Origin of the sequence: Actinokineospora auranticolor (genome assembly GCF_041897805.1) — a bacterium.
In the GTDB taxonomy this organism is placed as follows: domain Bacteria; phylum Actinomycetota; class Actinomycetes; order Mycobacteriales; family Pseudonocardiaceae; genus Actinokineospora; species Actinokineospora auranticolor.
The window spans coordinates 6,134,478-6,150,050 of sequence record NZ_CP154825.1; the positions used below are offsets into that span (position 1 = coordinate 6,134,478).

17 protein-coding genes are annotated in these 15,573 nt (G+C 72.7%); 9 read left to right on the forward strand and 8 right to left on the reverse strand.

Going from position 1 to position 15,573, the window contains the following annotated elements; genetic code table 11:
- Window positions 1-74: 74 nt before the first annotated feature.
- Genes V5P93_RS26650 through V5P93_RS26660 form a run of 3 tightly spaced genes read left to right on the forward strand, consistent with a single transcriptional unit; the run spans window position 75 to window position 2,502 of the window.
- The gene (locus V5P93_RS26650) at window positions 75-1,241 is read left to right on the forward strand and encodes a type III PLP-dependent enzyme (RefSeq protein ID WP_104483454.1); all 1,167 of its coding nucleotides are present in this window, start codon (window positions 75-77) and stop codon (window positions 1,239-1,241) included.
- Between the two features lie 23 nt (window positions 1,242-1,264).
- Complete coding sequence (gene speD / locus V5P93_RS26655) at window positions 1,265-1,666, forward strand: adenosylmethionine decarboxylase (protein WP_104483455.1); 402 nt, start codon at window positions 1,265-1,267, stop codon at window positions 1,664-1,666.
- Window positions 1,663-2,502, forward strand: a complete 840-nt coding sequence (locus V5P93_RS26660; protein WP_104483456.1) for a spermidine synthase — start codon at window positions 1,663-1,665, stop codon at window positions 2,500-2,502. The genes speD and V5P93_RS26660 overlap by 4 nt, the downstream gene beginning before the upstream one ends.
- 28 nt (window positions 2,503-2,530) lie before the next feature.
- Here V5P93_RS26660 and V5P93_RS26665 read toward each other — a convergent pair whose 3' ends face one another.
- From V5P93_RS26665 to V5P93_RS26675, 3 genes are read right to left on the reverse strand one after another with little or no spacing between them, the layout of a single operon-like run.
- A complete protein-coding gene (locus V5P93_RS26665) occupies window positions 2,531-2,884 on the reverse strand; it encodes a DUF3817 domain-containing protein (protein ID WP_104483457.1) in 354 nt (117 codons plus the stop codon).
- Window positions 2,881-3,228: a hypothetical protein gene (locus V5P93_RS26670; protein ID WP_245931797.1), complete on the reverse strand. Its 348-nt coding sequence runs from the start codon at window positions 3,226-3,228 to the stop codon at window positions 2,881-2,883. Before V5P93_RS26670 ends, V5P93_RS26665 begins: the two co-directional genes overlap by 4 nt.
- Window positions 3,229-3,265: 37 nt before the next feature.
- Window positions 3,266-4,069, reverse strand: a complete 804-nt coding sequence (locus V5P93_RS26675; protein ID WP_104483458.1) for an NAD(P)-dependent oxidoreductase — start codon at window positions 4,067-4,069, stop codon at window positions 3,266-3,268.
- Between the two features lie 93 nt (window positions 4,070-4,162).
- On the opposite strand from V5P93_RS26675, the gene V5P93_RS26680 reads away from it, so the two are divergent.
- A complete protein-coding gene (locus tag V5P93_RS26680; protein ID WP_104483459.1) occupies window positions 4,163-4,495 on the forward strand; it encodes a helix-turn-helix domain-containing protein in 333 nt (110 codons plus the stop codon).
- A gap of 23 nt (window positions 4,496-4,518) precedes the next feature.
- On the opposite strand, the gene V5P93_RS26685 is transcribed toward V5P93_RS26680, so the two are convergent.
- From V5P93_RS26685 to V5P93_RS26705, 5 genes are all read right to left on the reverse strand, one after another.
- Window positions 4,519-5,313: a lytic transglycosylase domain-containing protein gene (locus V5P93_RS26685; RefSeq protein ID WP_245931798.1), complete on the reverse strand. Its 795-nt coding sequence runs from the start codon at window positions 5,311-5,313 to the stop codon at window positions 4,519-4,521.
- A 109-nt stretch (window positions 5,314-5,422) separates the two neighbouring features.
- Window positions 5,423-5,914: a transcriptional regulator gene (locus V5P93_RS26690; RefSeq protein ID WP_104483460.1), complete on the reverse strand. Its 492-nt coding sequence runs from the start codon at window positions 5,912-5,914 to the stop codon at window positions 5,423-5,425.
- A gap of 233 nt (window positions 5,915-6,147) precedes the next feature.
- Window positions 6,148-6,309 carry a hypothetical protein gene (locus V5P93_RS26695; RefSeq protein ID WP_181043955.1) on the reverse strand — a complete coding sequence of 54 codons (162 nt, stop codon included), beginning with the start codon at window positions 6,307-6,309 and terminating at the stop codon, window positions 6,148-6,150.
- Window positions 6,310-6,768: 459 nt separating this feature from the next.
- On the reverse strand, window positions 6,769-7,899 hold the full coding sequence (locus V5P93_RS26700) for a CaiB/BaiF CoA-transferase family protein (RefSeq protein ID WP_104483461.1): 1,131 nt from the start codon (window positions 7,897-7,899) through the stop codon (window positions 6,769-6,771).
- Window positions 7,900-7,924: 25 nt separating this feature from the next.
- The gene (locus tag V5P93_RS26705) at window positions 7,925-9,046 is read right to left on the reverse strand and encodes an acyl-CoA dehydrogenase family protein (RefSeq protein ID WP_219824209.1); all 1,122 of its coding nucleotides are present in this window, start codon (window positions 9,044-9,046) and stop codon (window positions 7,925-7,927) included.
- A gap of 145 nt (window positions 9,047-9,191) precedes the next feature.
- Here V5P93_RS26705 and V5P93_RS26710 point away from each other — a divergent pair, with 145 nt between their 5' ends.
- The 5 genes from V5P93_RS26710 to V5P93_RS26730 all read left to right on the forward strand — a co-directional run bounded on the left by V5P93_RS26710 (window position 9,192) and on the right by V5P93_RS26730 (window position 15,558).
- Window positions 9,192-9,812, forward strand: a complete 621-nt coding sequence (locus tag V5P93_RS26710) for a TetR/AcrR family transcriptional regulator (protein ID WP_104483470.1) — start codon at window positions 9,192-9,194, stop codon at window positions 9,810-9,812.
- Between the two features lie 346 nt (window positions 9,813-10,158).
- Entirely contained in the window at window positions 10,159-11,385 is a 1,227-nt protein-coding gene (locus tag V5P93_RS26715) for a hypothetical protein (protein WP_146108400.1), read from the forward strand.
- A 276-nt stretch (window positions 11,386-11,661) separates the two neighbouring features.
- A complete protein-coding gene (locus tag V5P93_RS26720; protein ID WP_146108401.1) occupies window positions 11,662-13,923 on the forward strand; it encodes a histidine kinase in 2,262 nt (753 codons plus the stop codon).
- Window positions 13,924-13,955: 32 nt separating this feature from the next.
- Window positions 13,956-14,594 carry a response regulator transcription factor gene (locus tag V5P93_RS26725; RefSeq protein ID WP_104483471.1) on the forward strand — a complete coding sequence of 213 codons (639 nt, stop codon included), beginning with the start codon at window positions 13,956-13,958 and terminating at the stop codon, window positions 14,592-14,594.
- A gap of 331 nt (window positions 14,595-14,925) precedes the next feature.
- Window positions 14,926-15,558 carry a response regulator transcription factor gene (locus tag V5P93_RS26730; RefSeq protein ID WP_104483472.1) on the forward strand — a complete coding sequence of 211 codons (633 nt, stop codon included), beginning with the start codon at window positions 14,926-14,928 and terminating at the stop codon, window positions 15,556-15,558.
- Window positions 15,559-15,573: the final 15 nt, after the last annotated feature.

Sequence of the window (15,573 nt, forward strand, 5' to 3'; positions counted from 1 at the left end):
CGCCGGATGGTACGGCTAATGTGATCGAGTCGGTGACGCCCAGGCCACACAGCCGGTCACAGTTCGGTATTACAGTGCACGCCGTGCTCGACTCTGTGGCGTCGCCGGGCCAGTCCACCCGGCTGCGCGCGTTCCTCGATGAACGCGCGCCCGCGACGCCGTGCCTCGTGGTGGACCTCGACGTGGTTCGGACCAATTACCACGCCATGCGCGCGGCGCTGCCCGAGGCCACGATCTTCTACGCGGTCAAGGCGAATCCGGCACCCGAGGTGGTGGCCGCGCTGGCCGCCGAGGGTTCCTCGTTCGACGTGGCCAGCACCGGCGAGATCGACCTGTGCCTGGCGCAGGGCGCGGACCCGGAGTCGCTGTCCTACGGCAACCCGATCAAGAAGGCCGCGGACATCGCCTACGCCTACCGCCGGGGGGTGCGCCGCTACACGTTCGATTCCGACGGTGATCTGGCGAACCTGGCCGAGCACGCGCCGGGGTCGCGGGTGTGGTGCCGGTTCCTGGTGGACGCGCCGCAGTCGGGCACGCCGTTCGGGAAGAAGTTCGGTTGCGCACCGGAGATGGCGCTGCGGCTGCTGGCGCGGGCGGCGGACCTCGGGCTCGTGGTCGACGGCGCGTGCTTCCACGTGGGCTCGCAGCACACCGACGCGGCCGCCTGGACCTCCGGTATCGCCGAGGCGGGCCGGATCGCCCGTGGGCTCGCGGAGGCGGGCGTGGCGACCCGCTCGCTGAACCTGGGCGGCGGCTTCCCCGCCTCGTACCGGGACGCGGCGCCGCCGCTGGCGGTGCACGCCGAGGCGATCCGGACCGCGGTCGCCGAGCACTTCGACACCGCGCCCGAGCTGGTCGTGGAGCCCGGTCGGGCGATCGTGGCGACCGCCGGGGTGATCCGCGCCGAGGTGGTGCTGGTCTCGCGCAAGTCCGACCACGACGAGCACCGGTGGGTCTACCTCGACATCGGCCGCTACTCGGGGCTGGCCGAGACGGAGAACGAGTACATCGCCTACCGGCTGCGCACCGCGCACCCCCCGACACCGGACGGCCCGGTGATCATCGCGGGGCCCACGTGCGACGGCGATGATGTGATCTACCAGAACACCCCGTATCGTCTTCCGACGGCGCTGCGGGCAGGCGACCACGTCGACATCCTCGACGCGGGCGCGTACACCGCGAGCTACTCCTCGGTGTCGTTCAACGGTTTTCCACCACTCCCGACGTTGTTCGTCGGCTGATTCCCTCGCAGGAGGTTAGACAGATGTCGTATGACCGTGCGCCAGAACTGGGCGTGGGATACTTCGCGGGCCGACACGTGCTCGCCGAGTTCGACGGGATCGATCCGTTGCTGCTCGACGACCTGGGCTTCCTGCGTGACGCGCTGGAGTCCTCCCTGCGGGACGCGGGGGCCACCATCTGCGACGTGGTGAGCAAGCAGTTCGAGCCGCAGGGCGTCACGGTGCTGGCGCTGCTGTCGGAGTCGCACGCCTCCATCCACACCTACCCCGAGATCGGATCGATGTTCCTCGACATCTTCACCTGCGGCGAGACCGCGGACCCGGAGTTGGCCGCGCACCTGCTGCGCGACCGCCTCGGCGCGCTCGACGCCAGGATCAACACCGTCCACAGGGGACACCCGATCCCGTCGGAGACCGCCCGGTGATCGTCGAACCGCTTGGCCCGGGCCTCACCCGGACGTGGGACATGCCCGAGGTCGTCGTGGACACCCGGACGACGTTCCAGCACCTCGTCATCGGGCGCACCGAGCAGGGCCTGAGCCTGTTCTGCGACGACGACCGGCAGAGCACCGAGTTCAGCCAGCTCACCTACCACGAGGCGCTGCTGGTGCCCGCGCTGCTGCTCGCCGAGCGGCTGGAGCGGGTGCTGGTCGTCGGCTCCAGCGAGGGCGTGGTGTCGCAGATCTCGGTGGCGGCGGGCGCGTCGGTGGTCGACCACGTCGACATCGACCAGGAGGCCGTCGAGCTGTGCGCTGAGCACCTGCCCTACGGCTACACGCCGGAGGAGTTGGCGCGCGCGGTCGCGCACGACGGCCCGGTGCGGGTGCACTACGCCGACGGTTGGCAGTTCCTGGCCGACACCACCGAGCGCTACGACGTGGTGCTGGTGGACCTGCCGGACGAGCGGCCCGAGTTCGCCCAGCACAACCGGCTGTACGAGGAGGAGTTCCTCACCCGCTGCCGGTCGGTGCTGTCCCCCGGCGGTGTCGTGGTGTGCCAGGCGGGCTGCCAGACGATGTGGCGCAACGAGACGCTGCTGCGGTCGTGGCGGCGCTTCAACGAGGTGTTCGGCTCGACCGTGTACTACGGCTCGGACGAGCACGAGTGGGCGTTCCTGTTCGGACTCGCGGAGGCGACGCCGGACACGACCGAGCGGATGATCGCGCGGCTGGCGACGCTCCCGTACCGGCCGGAGACGATCGACGCCGACGCGCTGCGCGGCAACTCGATCCCCCCGTACCGGGTACGGAAGTCGCTCTAGTCGCGGTGTGACGGGCGGGCCGGGAGCTTCAGAGCTTCCGGCCCGCTTTCACGTCCCGGGTCACCCGGCGCTCCACGAAGAAGGAGACGAAGGGGATCATGCCGGACACCAGGACCAGCAGCGTCCCCTTGACCGACCAGCGCGCCTTGAGCGCCAGGTCGAACGCGGTGAGCAGGTAGACGACGTAGAGGAACCCGTGCGCGGGGCCGACGATCGCCACCGGGGTGGAGTTGTCCGCGGCGTACTTGAGCACCATCGCGACGACCAGCGCCAACAACCCGACGCCGACCACGTAGGCCATCACCCGGTAGCGGGCCAGCGCCCCCCGCACCCCCTGCGCGGCGACGGCCTGGGCCGGGTTCTCCTCGTCGGTCATGCTCATCGGGGCTCCTGGTTCAGACTGGCCAGATACCGGTTGTAGGCGGCCAGCTCGTCATCGTCTTCGGCGTCGACCACGACCGGGGGTCGCGGCGGTGGCGGGGGTTCCGGCGCGGGGGCCGGGGCGGCCTGCTCGCGGGCCTTGAGCTTGCGGAACCGCCAGAACATGTAGGCGGGCGCGACCCCGAACAGCGGCCACTGGAGCACGTAGCCCAGGTTCTGGAAGGTGCCGTTGGCCGACTCGAACCGCTGCCACTGCCACCAGGCCAACCCGCAGCACAGGGCCAGCGACAGCGCGGACACCCCGACAACCAGGAGTGCGCGCCCGAGCCCCGACCGTTCAGCCACCGGCCGATGCTAACCCGGGCCCCCTGAGAGACCGCCGTCACCCACGGATCAGCAGCCCCGCCAGGTCGTCCTGGCCCTGGGCCGCCCCGCGCCGCATCAGTTCGAAGTACGGGGCGAGCAGCTCCGAGCTCACCCCCAGCTCCCGGCTGGCCCCCTCGAAGGTGGGGATGTTCGCGGCCTGCATCTCGATGGTCGCCGCCGGGTCGTCGTTGCGGGCGACCGCGGTCATGGCCGTGATCCAGCGCACCAGCCTGCCGCCGAACTCGTCGAGGTCGACGCCGCCTTGGGCGCGGACCATCGCGAGCGCGTGGGCCACACCGGCGAACATGCCGTACATGCCGCTGAGCAGGGCGATGTCGTAGAGGGAGGCGTGGCCGGGGTCGTCGCCGAGGTAGTCGGCCGCGGCGAGGACTCGCAGCGGGTCCGCGTGCCGGTCGAACACGTCCCGGTCCCCGCTGTAGAGGATGACGGCGCCGGGGGTGCCGATCATCGGCGGGGTGGCCATGACGCCGCCGTCGAGGAACCGGGCGCCGGGGTGGCGTTCGGCGTGCGCGCGGGCCTGGCCCGGGGTGCTGGTGGTGAGGTTGAGGACGCCCTTGCTGGCGAGGTCGAGGTCGGCGAGGACGCGGGTGACGGTGGCGTCGTCGAGCAGGCAGACGACGACGAGGTCCGCCGCCTCGACGGCGGCGGCCGCGGTGGGCGCGGCGGTGGCGCCCTCCGCCGCGAGGGCTTCGGCCTTGGCGGGTGTGCGGTTCCAGACGGTGGGCGCGTATCCGGCCTTCAGCCAGGTGCGGACGATCGCGGTGCCCATGTTGCCCAGTCCGAGGAAGGTGATCGACATGGGGAACAGCGTGGTTCCATGGGCCTTCCCGCCTCAAGTACGCACTTCGAAGTGGGCACTATCCTGGCGGTAAGCGATCTCCTGGGGGAAGACATGACCACGGCACAGCGGCGACCAGCCGCCCACGAGTGCGGGCTGGACGCGGCCATGGGGGTGATCGAGGGGAAGTGGAAGGTCTCGATCCTGTGGGCGCTGGGCGAGGGCGCGTGCCGGTTCGGGCGGCTGCGGCGGATGCTGCCCGGGATCACGGAGAAGGTGCTCGCCTCGCACCTGCGGGAGCTCGAGCGCGACGGCATGGTGACGCGGGAGGAGTTCGCCGAGACCGTGCCCAAGGTCGAGTATTCGCTGACGGGCCCGGGGATCGCGCTGAACCGGGCGCTGGAACCGCTGGGGGACTGGGGAAAGCGGCACCTGCTCGGCGGCTGACCCCGCGCGGTCCACACCGGACGCTACCCCCGGGCCGCTTTCCTGGCGTAGGTGTCGGCCAGGGTGAAGACCTGTTGGCCGTAGGGGTTGGAGTTGTTGTAGGAGAACACTCCCTGCCACCAGCCCTGGGGCGTGGTCAGGTTCCGGCCGTCGGCGCACAGGTAGCGGGCGGCGGCCAGCGCGGCGTCGTCGATCTGTTGGGGATTCGTTGCCCCGTCGGCGTTCCCGTCGGACGACCACTTCGCCCACGTCGACGGGATGAACTGCATCGGGCCCACGGCGCGGTCCACGGCGGCGTCCCCGTCGTAGCGGCCGCCGTCGGTGTCCGCGATCGCGCGCACGCCCGGCGCGCCGTCCAGCGGCACGCCGACGATGGGGATGGACGGCACCCCGTCCTCCCCCAGCACCGCGCCGCCGTACCGGCCGTGGTCCGACTCGACCCGGCCGATGGCCGCGAGCGTCGCCCAGGACAGACCGCACTTCGGCTGGGCGGCGCGCACGGTGAGCTCCGCGCCGCCGTAGGCCACCAACGCGCGCGCCGGGATACCGGTGCGCGCGGAGATCTTGTCGGCCCACGGCCGCAACGATCCGACCGCCTGACCCGACGTCCCGGGTCCGGCTTCCGCCTCCGGGACCGCGACCGGCGCCTGCGCGCTCGGCTCGACCAGGGGTGGTCGCTCGACCGGCAGATCGGCCCCGGCGGGCACCGAGGCCACCCGGACGAGCCAGACCGCGATGGCGACGACCAGCAGGATCAGGGCCACGACCAGCAGCCGGAACCACAGTCCGGTCCTGCTCGGGGGTGCGGGGGTGACCACCGTGCTCCAGTCTCGCGTCGCCGATCCGGTCGGGCGCGAGGACGCCCGTCCGTCACAGCATCGACGACGAGAACACGGGGGTGGTGCTCGGGGTGGGGATCCGAGCGGGTCAGGCGGCGCCGTCGCGGCGTTGCCGCTGGAGGCGGGCCACGCACCAAGCGGGGGCGCTGCCCCGGCGCAGGTGCTCCAGCACGGTGAGGGGACCGAGCCTGCGCGCCAGGTCGGAGGGGGCCAGACCGGCCGCGCGGTAGTCGAGGGCGCGCTGGTCCAGCGGGCTCATGCCCGCGTCCCACCACTCCTCGGCCTCCGCGACACCGCCGACCATCTGCCACCAACCCGCCGCCGCGGCGAGCAGGTCGTGCGGCACGTCGGGCAGGCGCTGGCGCATGGCCGCGATGTAGCGCGGGTCGGCGGCCTCCACCGTCGCCCAGCGGGAGGCCCCGGCACGGGCCCGCTGGCCGGGAATACCCGGCGTGGCGACTACGGGAGCGTCGGCGAGCCATTGCGAAGCGATGCGCTGCGCCTCGTCCGCGTCGGCGTCCTGCGCGCGCTCGGCGGTCCACTGGCGGACCAGGGCGTCGACCCCGGGATCGTCGAGCATTCTGCCTCCTGGAGGTCTCATGATCACTCGATGGCTGAAACCGTAGGGGCAGGGACCGACAGATCGCCAGAGGCAAAACGGACCAGTTCGCCGAATGGACCCCCAAAGCCCCCAGATCCACCCGGACGGTCCAATATGGATCTTACCCGGGCCAAGATCATCACCGATGGTGACGGTGTACGGGGGCAGGACTGTAGGGGGACACGGGTCCGTGTCCCCCACAGGGCCGCTGGTCAGGCGAAGATGTTCTTCAGGAAGGTGATGATGGCCTCGGCGCCCTCGCGCAGCCAGCTCAGCAGGTCCTGGACCGCCTGGGCGGCCTGGTTGGGCTGGCTGATCACGTAGAACAGCACCAGCGCGACCGCGACGAGCGTCACGACCTTCTTGGCGTTCATCGGTCCACTCCCGTCCCCGCGCCGCCGGCCCTCCCCGTGCGCTCCCCCATCCGATCGCGTCCGGCGGCGGTTTCCCGCGATCGACGGCACCGAGAGTGAGCGACCGGCCACGACGGCCCCGCTCGACCACCCCATGGCGCCGATTGGATCACTCTACGGGCCGAGAGCGCCGATTACCGGGCAGACACACCAACCCGACCCATCCGAACCCCGGTCCGGGCCCGCCCGTCTCACGATCGGTGACACCTTTGTGCCGTCGGCGCGGTCCGGACACCGCGGCGGCGGGCGGACCGGTACAACTTGGTGCGCGCCGGGCGGGGCATCCCCCGCGGCGCGAGCCGCACCCGCCCAGCAGGCGCGGTGCTCGACGAGGCCGCGACGGCGGCTTGTTTCACCCTCGGCTGTGGGGCGCCACAAGCACCCGCACAGCCGTCCTCCTCGTCCTCTGTGGATTCCCGCTCAGGCGATGGTCCCGGCCGCGCGCAGGCGCTCGACCTCCGCCGCGGCCACCCCGAGTTCGGCCAGCACCGCGGCGGTGTCGGCGCGCGGCGGGCGGGGCGGTGCCGGGGTGTCGACCGCGCTGCGGCCGAACCGGGGCGCGGGCGCGGGCTGCGGTTTGCCTTCCAGGTCGATGAACGTGCCGCGGGCGGCGTTGTGCGGGTGGCCGATCGCCTCCTCGGGCGTGAGCACCGGGGACAGGCAGGCGTCCGTGCCCTCCGCCAGGGCCGCCCACTCGTCCCGGGTGCGCGCGCGGACCGCGTCCGCGATGCGTTCGCGCAGGTCCGGCCAGGTCGACGGGTCCAGGTGGTTGGGCACGTCGGCGAAGCCGAGGAGCTTCGCCAGTTCGGTGAAGAACCGGGTCTCGATGGCGCCGATGGCGACGTGCCTGCCGTCGGCGGTCTCGTAGGTGTCGTAGAACGGCGCGCCGCCGTCGAGCAGGTTGGCGCCGCGCGGGTTGGGCCAGGCGCCGACGTTGCGCAGGCCGTGCAGGCTCGCGGTCAGCAGCGCGGCGCCCTCGACCATCGACGCGTCGACGACCTGCCCCCGGCCGGAGGTCTGCCGCTCCACCAGCGCGGCCAGCACGCCCACGGCCAGCAGCATCCCGCCGCCGCCGAAGTCGCCCAGCAGGTTGAGCGGCGGCGTCGGCCGGTGCCCGGCCCGGCCGATCGGGTCGAGCGCGCCCGCGATCGCGATGTAGTTGATGTCGTGCCCGGCGGTGTGCGCGAGCGGGCCGTCCTGTCCCCAGCCGGTGACCCGGCCGTAGACCAGGCGGGGGTTGCGGGCCAGCAGCGCCTCCGGGCCCAGGCCCATCCGCTCGGCGACGCCCGGCCGGAAGCCCTCGACCAGCACGTCGGCCGTGTCGACCAGGCTCAGGACCAGGTCGAGGCCGTCGGGGGACTTGACGTCGACGCCGATCCAGCGGCGGCCCCGGGTGAGCGGGTCGTCGGGGAAGCCGAGCACGTCGGCCCCGGGTCGGGCGCGGTCGACCCGGACCACGTCGGCGCCGAGGTCGGCGAGCACGGTGGCGGCGAAGGGGGCGGGGGCCAGGCCCGCCAGCTCGACCACGCGCAGCCCGGTCAGCGGTCCCATGTCGGTGTCCTTGTCCTGGGGCGGGTCAGAGCGAGCGGGAGATGATTTCCTTCATGATCTCGTTGGTGCCGCCGTAGATGCGCTGCACGCGCTGGTCCGTGTAGATGCGCGCGATGGGGTACTCGGTCATGTAGCCGTAGCCGCCGTGCAGTTGCAGGCACTCGTCGATGGCCTTCATGGCGCGGTCGCTGGTCCACCACTTGAGCATCGCCACGGTGGGGATGTCGAGTTCGCCGCGCAGGTGCTTGGCGACGCAGTCGTCGAGGAACAGCCGCGCGATGTGCGTCTCGGTGGCGACCTCGGCGAGGGTGAACTTGGTGTTCTGGAAGTGGTACACCGGGCGGCCGAACGCCTGGCGCTCCTTGGTGTAGCGCAGGGTCTCGGCCAGCGCGAGTTCCATGGCGACCACCGAGGAGACGCCGATGATCAGGCGTTCCTGCGGGAGCTGGTTCATCAGCTGGATGAACCCCTGGCCCTCGGCGGTGCCGAGCAGGTTGGTCGCCGGGACGCGCACGTCGTCGAAGAACAGCTCGGCGGTGTCCTGGGACTTCTGGCCGATCTTGTCCAGGACGCGGCCGTGGCGGAAGCCGGGGCGGTCGGCCTCGACGATGACCAGGGAGGTGCCCTCGGCGCCCTTGGTCGGGTCGGTCTTGGCGACCACGACGACGAAGTCGCACTGGCCGCCGTTGGTGATGAAGGTCTTGGTGCCGGTGACGACGTACTCGTCGCCGTCGCGGACCGCGCGGGTCTTGATGGCCTGCAGGTCCGAGCCCGCGCCCGGCTCGGTCATGGCGATCGCGCCGACCCACTCGCCGGAGGCGAGCTTCGGCAGCCAGGCGTGCTTCTGCTCCTCGGTGCCGTAGGCGAGGACGTAGTGGGCGACGATGCCGTTGTGCAGCGACACGCCCCAGCCGCTGTCGCCCGCGCGGGCCTGCTCCTCCAGCAGCACGACCTCGTGGGCGAAGGTGCCGCCACCGCCGCCGTACTCCTCGGGGATGGACAGGCAGAGCAGCCCGACCTCGCCCGCCTTGCGCCACAGCTCGCGGTCGACCTGCTTGTTCTCGATCCACCGCTCGATGTTCGGGGTCAGCTCCTTGGCGCAGAAGGTGCGCGCCAGGTCGCGGAACGCGTCGAGGTCCTCGTCCATCCACACCGGTCGCTGGGCCATGCCCGCCTCCTCGATCGCAGGCCGCAGAAACATTCCGGCCTGAATGTAAGTTCGATCGCGAATGTACATGCTCGTCGGACTGACCGTAAAGTGCGAGCCGGATCAGGTGTTGGAGGAGGTTCCGGTGTCCCTGCGCACCCACCGCACGCAGCAGGAACGCAGCGAGCTGACGCGCGAGGCACTCCTGGAGGCCACTATCGCCTGCCTGGTCGAACTCGGCTACGCGCGCACGACCGTGCAGGAGATCTGTGCGCGGGCGGGCGTCTCGCGCGGCGCGCAGCAGCACCACTTCACCACCAAGGCCGAGCTGATGACCGCCGCCCTGGAGCACCTGTTCTCCCGGATGACCAGCCAGCTGCGCGCCGCGGCCGCCGCGCTGCCGCCCGGGCGGGCACGGGTCACCGCGGGCATCGACATGCTGTGGGAGTCGTACTCGGGGACGCTGTCGACCGCGGCGATGGAGCTGTGGGTCGCCGCGCGCACCGACCCCGAGCTGCGGGAGGCGCTGACCCCGGTCGACCGGGCGCTGGGCCACGCGACCCTGGAGCTCTACCGCGACGCGTCCGGCCTGTCCGTGCCGGACGCCGAGCTGGAGACGTACATGCTGCTCAGCGTGCACCTGGTCCGCGGGCTGGCGCTGGACGCGATGATCGGCGGCGGGGCCGAGCGGCGGTCGAAGCTGCTCGACGAGTGGAAGTCCGCGATCCTCGACCGCTACGCCGCGGCGACCGACTCGGCGCGCTGAGCCGCGACCGAAGACCCGGGGACAGGGGTTTCGGCCGCGGCCCACTCGGGCAGACCGGTGGTGCAGGGTGATCATCGAGTGACACGCAGGGATCTCGGTGGGCGCCGGTCGTGCCCGCGAGTGCAGGGGTGGCGGGCACGACCGGCGCCGGGCATGTGGGAGATGCCTGACGTCCTCTTCACTTGCGTTCCTCTTCACTGCCCTCTTGCAACAGCCGACCCGGCCCTCGCTCGGGTCGGCTGTTACACCCCTAGAAGAGGGGCCCGGGACGCTAACGGGACGTTCGCTTACGCAAACATTCCGCCTCTCGCGTGCCCGGTCGGCCTGACCTGCGAAGATCTCCCGCGTGACCGGATCATTCCCCCCCGTGCGGCCCGGGTACCCGCCCCAGCCGCCCGTGGCACCACCCACCGCGCCCCCTCGCCCCCGGCTCTGGCCCGTCGCCTTCGGCGCCGCGTTCCTGCTGCTGGCGGGCGTCGCCCTGACCGTGGTCGGCTCGCTGACCACGGTGTTCAAGATGAACGTCAACTTCGAGAAGCCGTTCATCTTCGAGCAGGACCTGTGGTCGGTGACCAGCACCGGGCCCGACGAGTCGACCGGGGCCGCGCTCAGGATGGTCGGCGAGTCGGGCTGGCTGCCGTCGGCGCTCGGCGGCGCGCTGGTGCTGGTCGGGGGGCTGCTCGCGATCGTGGCGGGCGCGCGACCGGCCCGGGGACTGGTGACGGCCACGCGCGTGGTCGGGGCGCTCGGCGCGGGCGCGCTGGCCGCCGCGGTGGTGGCGGTGTGGGTCGAGGCCATCGACTACATCGACCTCACCGAGACCAACGCCAACGTCAAGGGGCTCTACGCGCAGGCCGCGGTCGAGCCGGGGCTCGTCCTGATGCTGATCGGCGCCGGGATCGCGGTGGTCGGCGCGCTGGTGGCGTGCGCGCCCGCGCCCACCGCCCCGGCCGCGGGCCGGGTCGAGCCCGCGACGCCGCCGATGGGCATCCCGCGCGCGGTCTTCCCGCCGCAGGCCCCCCAGCAGCAGACCGGCTTCCACACCGGACCGCAGTTCCAGCCCGTCCCGGGCGCGCCTGCCGCGTACCCGGCGCAGGGCTTCGTCCCGCAGCAACCGGCCACCCCGGCGCCCGTCGCGCCGGTTGTGAGCGCGCCCGAGGCGCAGGCGCCCGCGGCGCCGGTCGCCGCCGAGCAGTCCGCGACGCCCCCGGTGGCCGCGACCACGGCCGGGGACGAGGTGACGACGCAGGTGAAGGCACCGCAGCCGACCTCGCCGTACCCGATCTCGGGCGCGCTGTCGGCGGGGCTGGAGCCGCCCGCCGAGGCGCCGAAGTCCGACGGCGCGAGCTTCCCGCCCCCGGAGCGGGCCGCCGAGACGCCTACCTCGGCCCAGCCGAGCACCGAGGCCCCGGAACCCACTCCGGAACCCGCCGCGGCGCCCGCGCCGGAGCCCACCGAGCAGCCGACTCCGGAGACCTCGGCCGCCCCGGCTCCGGAGTCGACCGTGGAGTCGACCAAGGCGGACACCGCGCCGCCCGCGCCCGAGACCACCCCGGACACACCCAAGAACTGAACGAGCGCGCACCGGATTCGGCGGCCCTCCCCTCGGGGACGGGCCGCCGAGTCGTTTCGGTCGGCGTCCACGGGTCGCCGGGCGAACCCGTAAATCTGTCGCGTTCGGACAGTCGAGCGAGGCCGGTCCGCGGCCGGACCCGTTCACCCGGTGCAGTGTCCTTTCGGCACGCTTGTACACCTTGGGCAGCACCGACTAGGCCGAACAGGTGACCGGGGTGGTGTCGGCCGGGCGACAGGTCTGGGTTTGGCCCGTGCGCTGCGGGATGATCCAGTGGTGTCCGGTGGCTCGGCGGGCGCGCGGCGGGTGTCCGCGGCGTACCTGGCGCTCTCGCTCGCACTCCTCGGGGTAGCCGGGTGGTGCCTGCTGGCCCGCGCGCTCGCGCCCGGCGACGGCGCCGTGGTCAACCTCGGCGCCCGCGTCGGCGGCGAGGAGGCGCGCGGGATCGTTGTCGTGGCGGTGGACCAGCCCGGTCCGCTGCGGGTCGGCGACCAGGTGGTGGCGATCGGCGGCGTGCCGATGGCGGACCGGTTGGCGTCGGGCCCGCCGGGTGGCGCGGCGGTGGCGGCGGGCGACCACCTCGCGTACCGGGTGCTGCGCGACGGCGCCCTGGTCGACGTCGACGTGACCGCGCGCGCCTACCCGCTGTTCGACAAGCTCGCCGAGGGCTGGCCGACGCTGCTGGTCGTGGCGCTGCTGGTGGTCGCCGCCGCGGCGGTGTTCCAGTTCCGGCCCGGCGAACCGGCCGCCCGCGCCGGGGTGGTGACGGCCGGGTTGAGCGCGGTCACCGCGATCGGGCCGAGCCTGTTCCCGCTGCAGGTGCTGGACCTGGTGGCGGGCGGCATGTTCTGGCGCTGGCTGGCGGGCGAGGTGGCGTTCGCGCTGCTGTGGGCGTCGGTGCTGCACTTCGCGCTGGCGTTCCCGGCGCGCTGGCCGGTGCGCCGCTACCGGACGTGGGTCGCGCTGGCGTACCTGGGCGCGCCCGTGCTGTACGGGGTGACGTCGGTGGGCGCCCTGGTGGTGTTCGACTCACCGCTGGCCGTGCTGGAGGTCGTGGGCGCGCCGGCGGTGCCGCCCGCGCTGCTGTACCCGGTGGCGGTGCTGGCCGTGGCCGTGGCCCGGTACTCGACGGAACCCGAGTCGCGGCGGCAGGTGCTGCCGCCCGCCGTGGCGCTGGGCGTGGCGTCGGTGGCGCACCTGGCGCTGTGGGCGGTGCCGACGAACATCACCGGCGCCCCGCTGCTGCCCGAGCGGTACCACCCGTTCGCCTTCATCGCGGTGCCGTTCGCGCTGCTGCTGGTGGTGTTGCGGCACCGGCTGATCGACGTCGAGGTGGCGCTGAGCCGGTCGCTGGTCTACGGCGGGCTCAGCGCGGCGGTGATGATCACCTACATCGCCGTGGTGGCCGGGTTGGCGCTGCTGTTCCCGCCGATCGACCAGGTGTGGCAGCAGGCGATCGCGGCCGCCGGGGTGGCCGCCGTCGTGCACCCGCTGCGCGGCTGGCTGCAGGGGCGGGTCAACGAGAGGTTCTTCGGGCACGCCGACGACCCCTACCACCTGGTGTCCACTTTGGCCGGAAGGTTGGCCGATGCCCGTACGCCCGGTTCGATGCTACCGGATGTGGTCGAGACCGTGGCGGCGGCGCTGCGGCTGCGGTACGTGGCGATCGAGGTGGAAACCGGTGGCCTGCCGGAGATCGCGGCGAGCACGGGCCGCCCGGGCGGGCACACCACCGCGCTGCCGCTGGTGTTCCGCGGCGAGCGGATCGGGCGACTGGTGGTGGTGAGCCGGTCGGCGCCGCGCCGCCGCGACCGGGTGGCGCTGGCGGAGGTGGCCCGGCACGCGGGGGCCGCCGTCTACACCACGCGGCTGACGCTGGACCTGCGCCGCTCCCGCGACCGGCTGGTGCGGGCCCGCGAGGAGGAGCGCAGGCGGCTGCTGCACGAGCTGCACGACGGCGTCGGCCCGACCCTGGCCGCGATCGCGCTGGGCCTGGACGCGAGCCTGCGCGGGGTCGACCAGGGCAGTCCCACCGGGGTGCTGCTCGGTCGGCTGCGCGACGAGCTGCAGGGCGCGATCACCGAGATCCGGCGGCTGGCGCACGGGCTGCGCCCGCCGGTGCTCGACCAGCTGGGGCTGGTGCCCGCGGTCCGCGAGTACGCGGGGGCGCTGGCCAGCCGCACGGCGCGCGGGGCGGAGCCGGGGGTGACGATCACGCTGGAGGCGCCGTCCGCGCTGCCGGGGCTGCCCGCGTCGGTCGACGTCGCCGCGTACCGGATCATCTGCGAGGCGCTGACCAACGTCACCCGGCACGCGCACGCGCGGTGGTGCGCGGTCAAGCTGTGGGTGGACGACGACCTGCACATCGAGGTCGTCGACGACGGTGTGGGCCTGCCGTGCCCGGCGTCGGGCGGGGTGGGCCTGGCGTCGATGCGCGAGCGGGCGGTGGAACTGGGCGGCGACTGCCTGGTGGCGGACCGGGACCGGGGCGGTACCCGGGTGCTGGCCACGCTGCCGCTGCCGAAGGCGACCGGTTGAGAAGTCCACTGTGGACTTGATGGAGGATGTGGATGATCCCCCGGGTGCTGGTGGTCGACGACCACCCGCTGTTCCGCTTCGGGCTGTGCACGGTGCTGTCCGGCGACCCGACCGTGGCCCTGGTCGGCGAGGCGTCGACCGGCGCCGAGGCGGTGGCCGCGGTCCGCGAGTGCGAGCCGGACGTGGTGGTGATGGACGTGCACCTGCCGGACATGACCGGGATCGAGGCCACCCGGGTGCTCCTCGGCGAGCACCCGCGCACGGGCGTGCTGGTGCTGACCATGTTCAACGACAGCGAGTCCGTCGTCGCCGCGATGCGCGCGGGCGCGCGCGGGTACCTGCTGAAGGGCTCGGGCCAGGACGAGATCGTCCGCGCGGTGCACGCGGTGGCGCGCGGTGAGGCCATCTTCGGGTCGGGCATCGCCAACCACGTGCTGGGGTTCTTCACCGAGCAGGCCCCCGCGGTGTTCCCCGAGCTGACCTCCCGGGAGCGGGAGGTCCTGGAGCTGATCGCGGACGGCGTCAGCAACACGGTGATCGCCCGAGCCCTGACCCTGAGCCCCAAGACCGTGCGCAACCACGTGTCGAGCATCTTCGCGAAACTGCGGGTCGAGGACCGCGCCCAGGCGATCGTGCGGGCCCGCAAGGCCGGTCTGGGCCACCCGACCTGAGCCCCCGTTGCGCAATCGTGCCCTTCGAGACGATTTCGGAACCGGGACATCCACGGGTCCCCGAATTCACCCATCAGAGCGACCACCACCCGTTCGCCGCAGCCCCGAAGCCCAGTCAGATCCCAATCGCGGCAAGGAAAACGCGGACGGGGCGTAACGCCCCCACCGACGGGTGGCCACCCCGTCGACGAGCCAAAACACCACCCGGGCACTTCCGGGACACCGGTCCCATGCGGCCGGGACGCCCGATCGGGCACCGTGACGGCCGACGCCCGAGGGACGTCCGGGCAGGCGGAGCGGTCCGGGCGCAGGAGGAGAAGCGGGGATGCAGATGCTGGAACAGAGTCGAACGCCGGTACTGGTCAGAGCCACCGACCCGATCCTGCGCAACGGGGTGCACATGGCGCTGCGCACCCGCCAGGAGGTCTGGCTGGTGGACGAGGACGACGCGACCCCGGAGGCCGTGGCCCTGGTGGTGACCGACCGCTTCGACGACCGGGCGGGTCAACTCCTGAAGACCCTCCAGTGCCGGGGCTTCGCCAAGGTCGTCCTGGTGGCGGGCGACCTGGACGACACGGAAATCCTCACCGCCGTGGAAGGCGGCGTGTGCGCCGTGGCCCGCCGAGCCGACACCACCCCCGAAGTCCTGGTCCGCCTGGTGAAAGCGGCCTCCGCAGGCGAAGGCGCCCTCCCACCCGACCTGCTCGGCCGCCTCCTGAACCGGGTCTCCCGCCTGCAACGCCACGTCCTGGAGCCCCGAGGCCTGCACTTGGCGGGCATCACCAACCGCGAGACCGAAGTCCTCCGACTGGTCGCATCAGGCCTGTCCACCAAGGAGATAGCCGACAAACTCTGCTACTCCCAGCGAACGGTGAAGTCCATCCTGCACGACGTCACCAACCGCTTCCAACTCCGCAACCGCTCCCACGCCGTCGCCTACGCCCTCCGCGAGGGCCTCATCTAGCCACCCCACCCCCCG

Excerpts from the sequence above, each read along its gene's own strand:
- speD (WP_104483455.1), top strand. The coding sequence starts at position 1,265 with ATGTCGTATGACCGTGCGCCAGAACTGGGCGTGGGATACTTCGCGGGC.
- V5P93_RS26665 (WP_104483457.1), bottom strand. The coding sequence starts at position 2,884 with ATGAGCATGACCGACGAGGAGAACCCGGCCCAGGCCGTCGCCGCGCAG.
- V5P93_RS26675 (WP_104483458.1), bottom strand. The coding sequence starts at position 4,069 with ATGTCGATCACCTTCCTCGGACTGGGCAACATGGGCACCGCGATCGTC.
- V5P93_RS26680 (WP_104483459.1), top strand. The coding sequence starts at position 4,163 with ATGACCACGGCACAGCGGCGACCAGCCGCCCACGAGTGCGGGCTGGAC.
- V5P93_RS26690 (WP_104483460.1), bottom strand. The coding sequence starts at position 5,914 with ATGCTCGACGATCCCGGGGTCGACGCCCTGGTCCGCCAGTGGACCGCC.
- V5P93_RS26695 (WP_181043955.1), bottom strand. The coding sequence starts at position 6,309 with ATGAACGCCAAGAAGGTCGTGACGCTCGTCGCGGTCGCGCTGGTGCTG.
- V5P93_RS26700 (WP_104483461.1), bottom strand. The coding sequence starts at position 7,899 with ATGGGACCGCTGACCGGGCTGCGCGTGGTCGAGCTGGCGGGCCTGGCC.
- V5P93_RS26705 (WP_219824209.1), bottom strand. The coding sequence starts at position 9,046 with ATGGACGAGGACCTCGACGCGTTCCGCGACCTGGCGCGCACCTTCTGC.
- V5P93_RS26725 (WP_104483471.1), top strand. The coding sequence starts at position 13,956 with ATGATCCCCCGGGTGCTGGTGGTCGACGACCACCCGCTGTTCCGCTTC.
- V5P93_RS26730 (WP_104483472.1), top strand. The coding sequence starts at position 14,926 with ATGCTGGAACAGAGTCGAACGCCGGTACTGGTCAGAGCCACCGACCCG.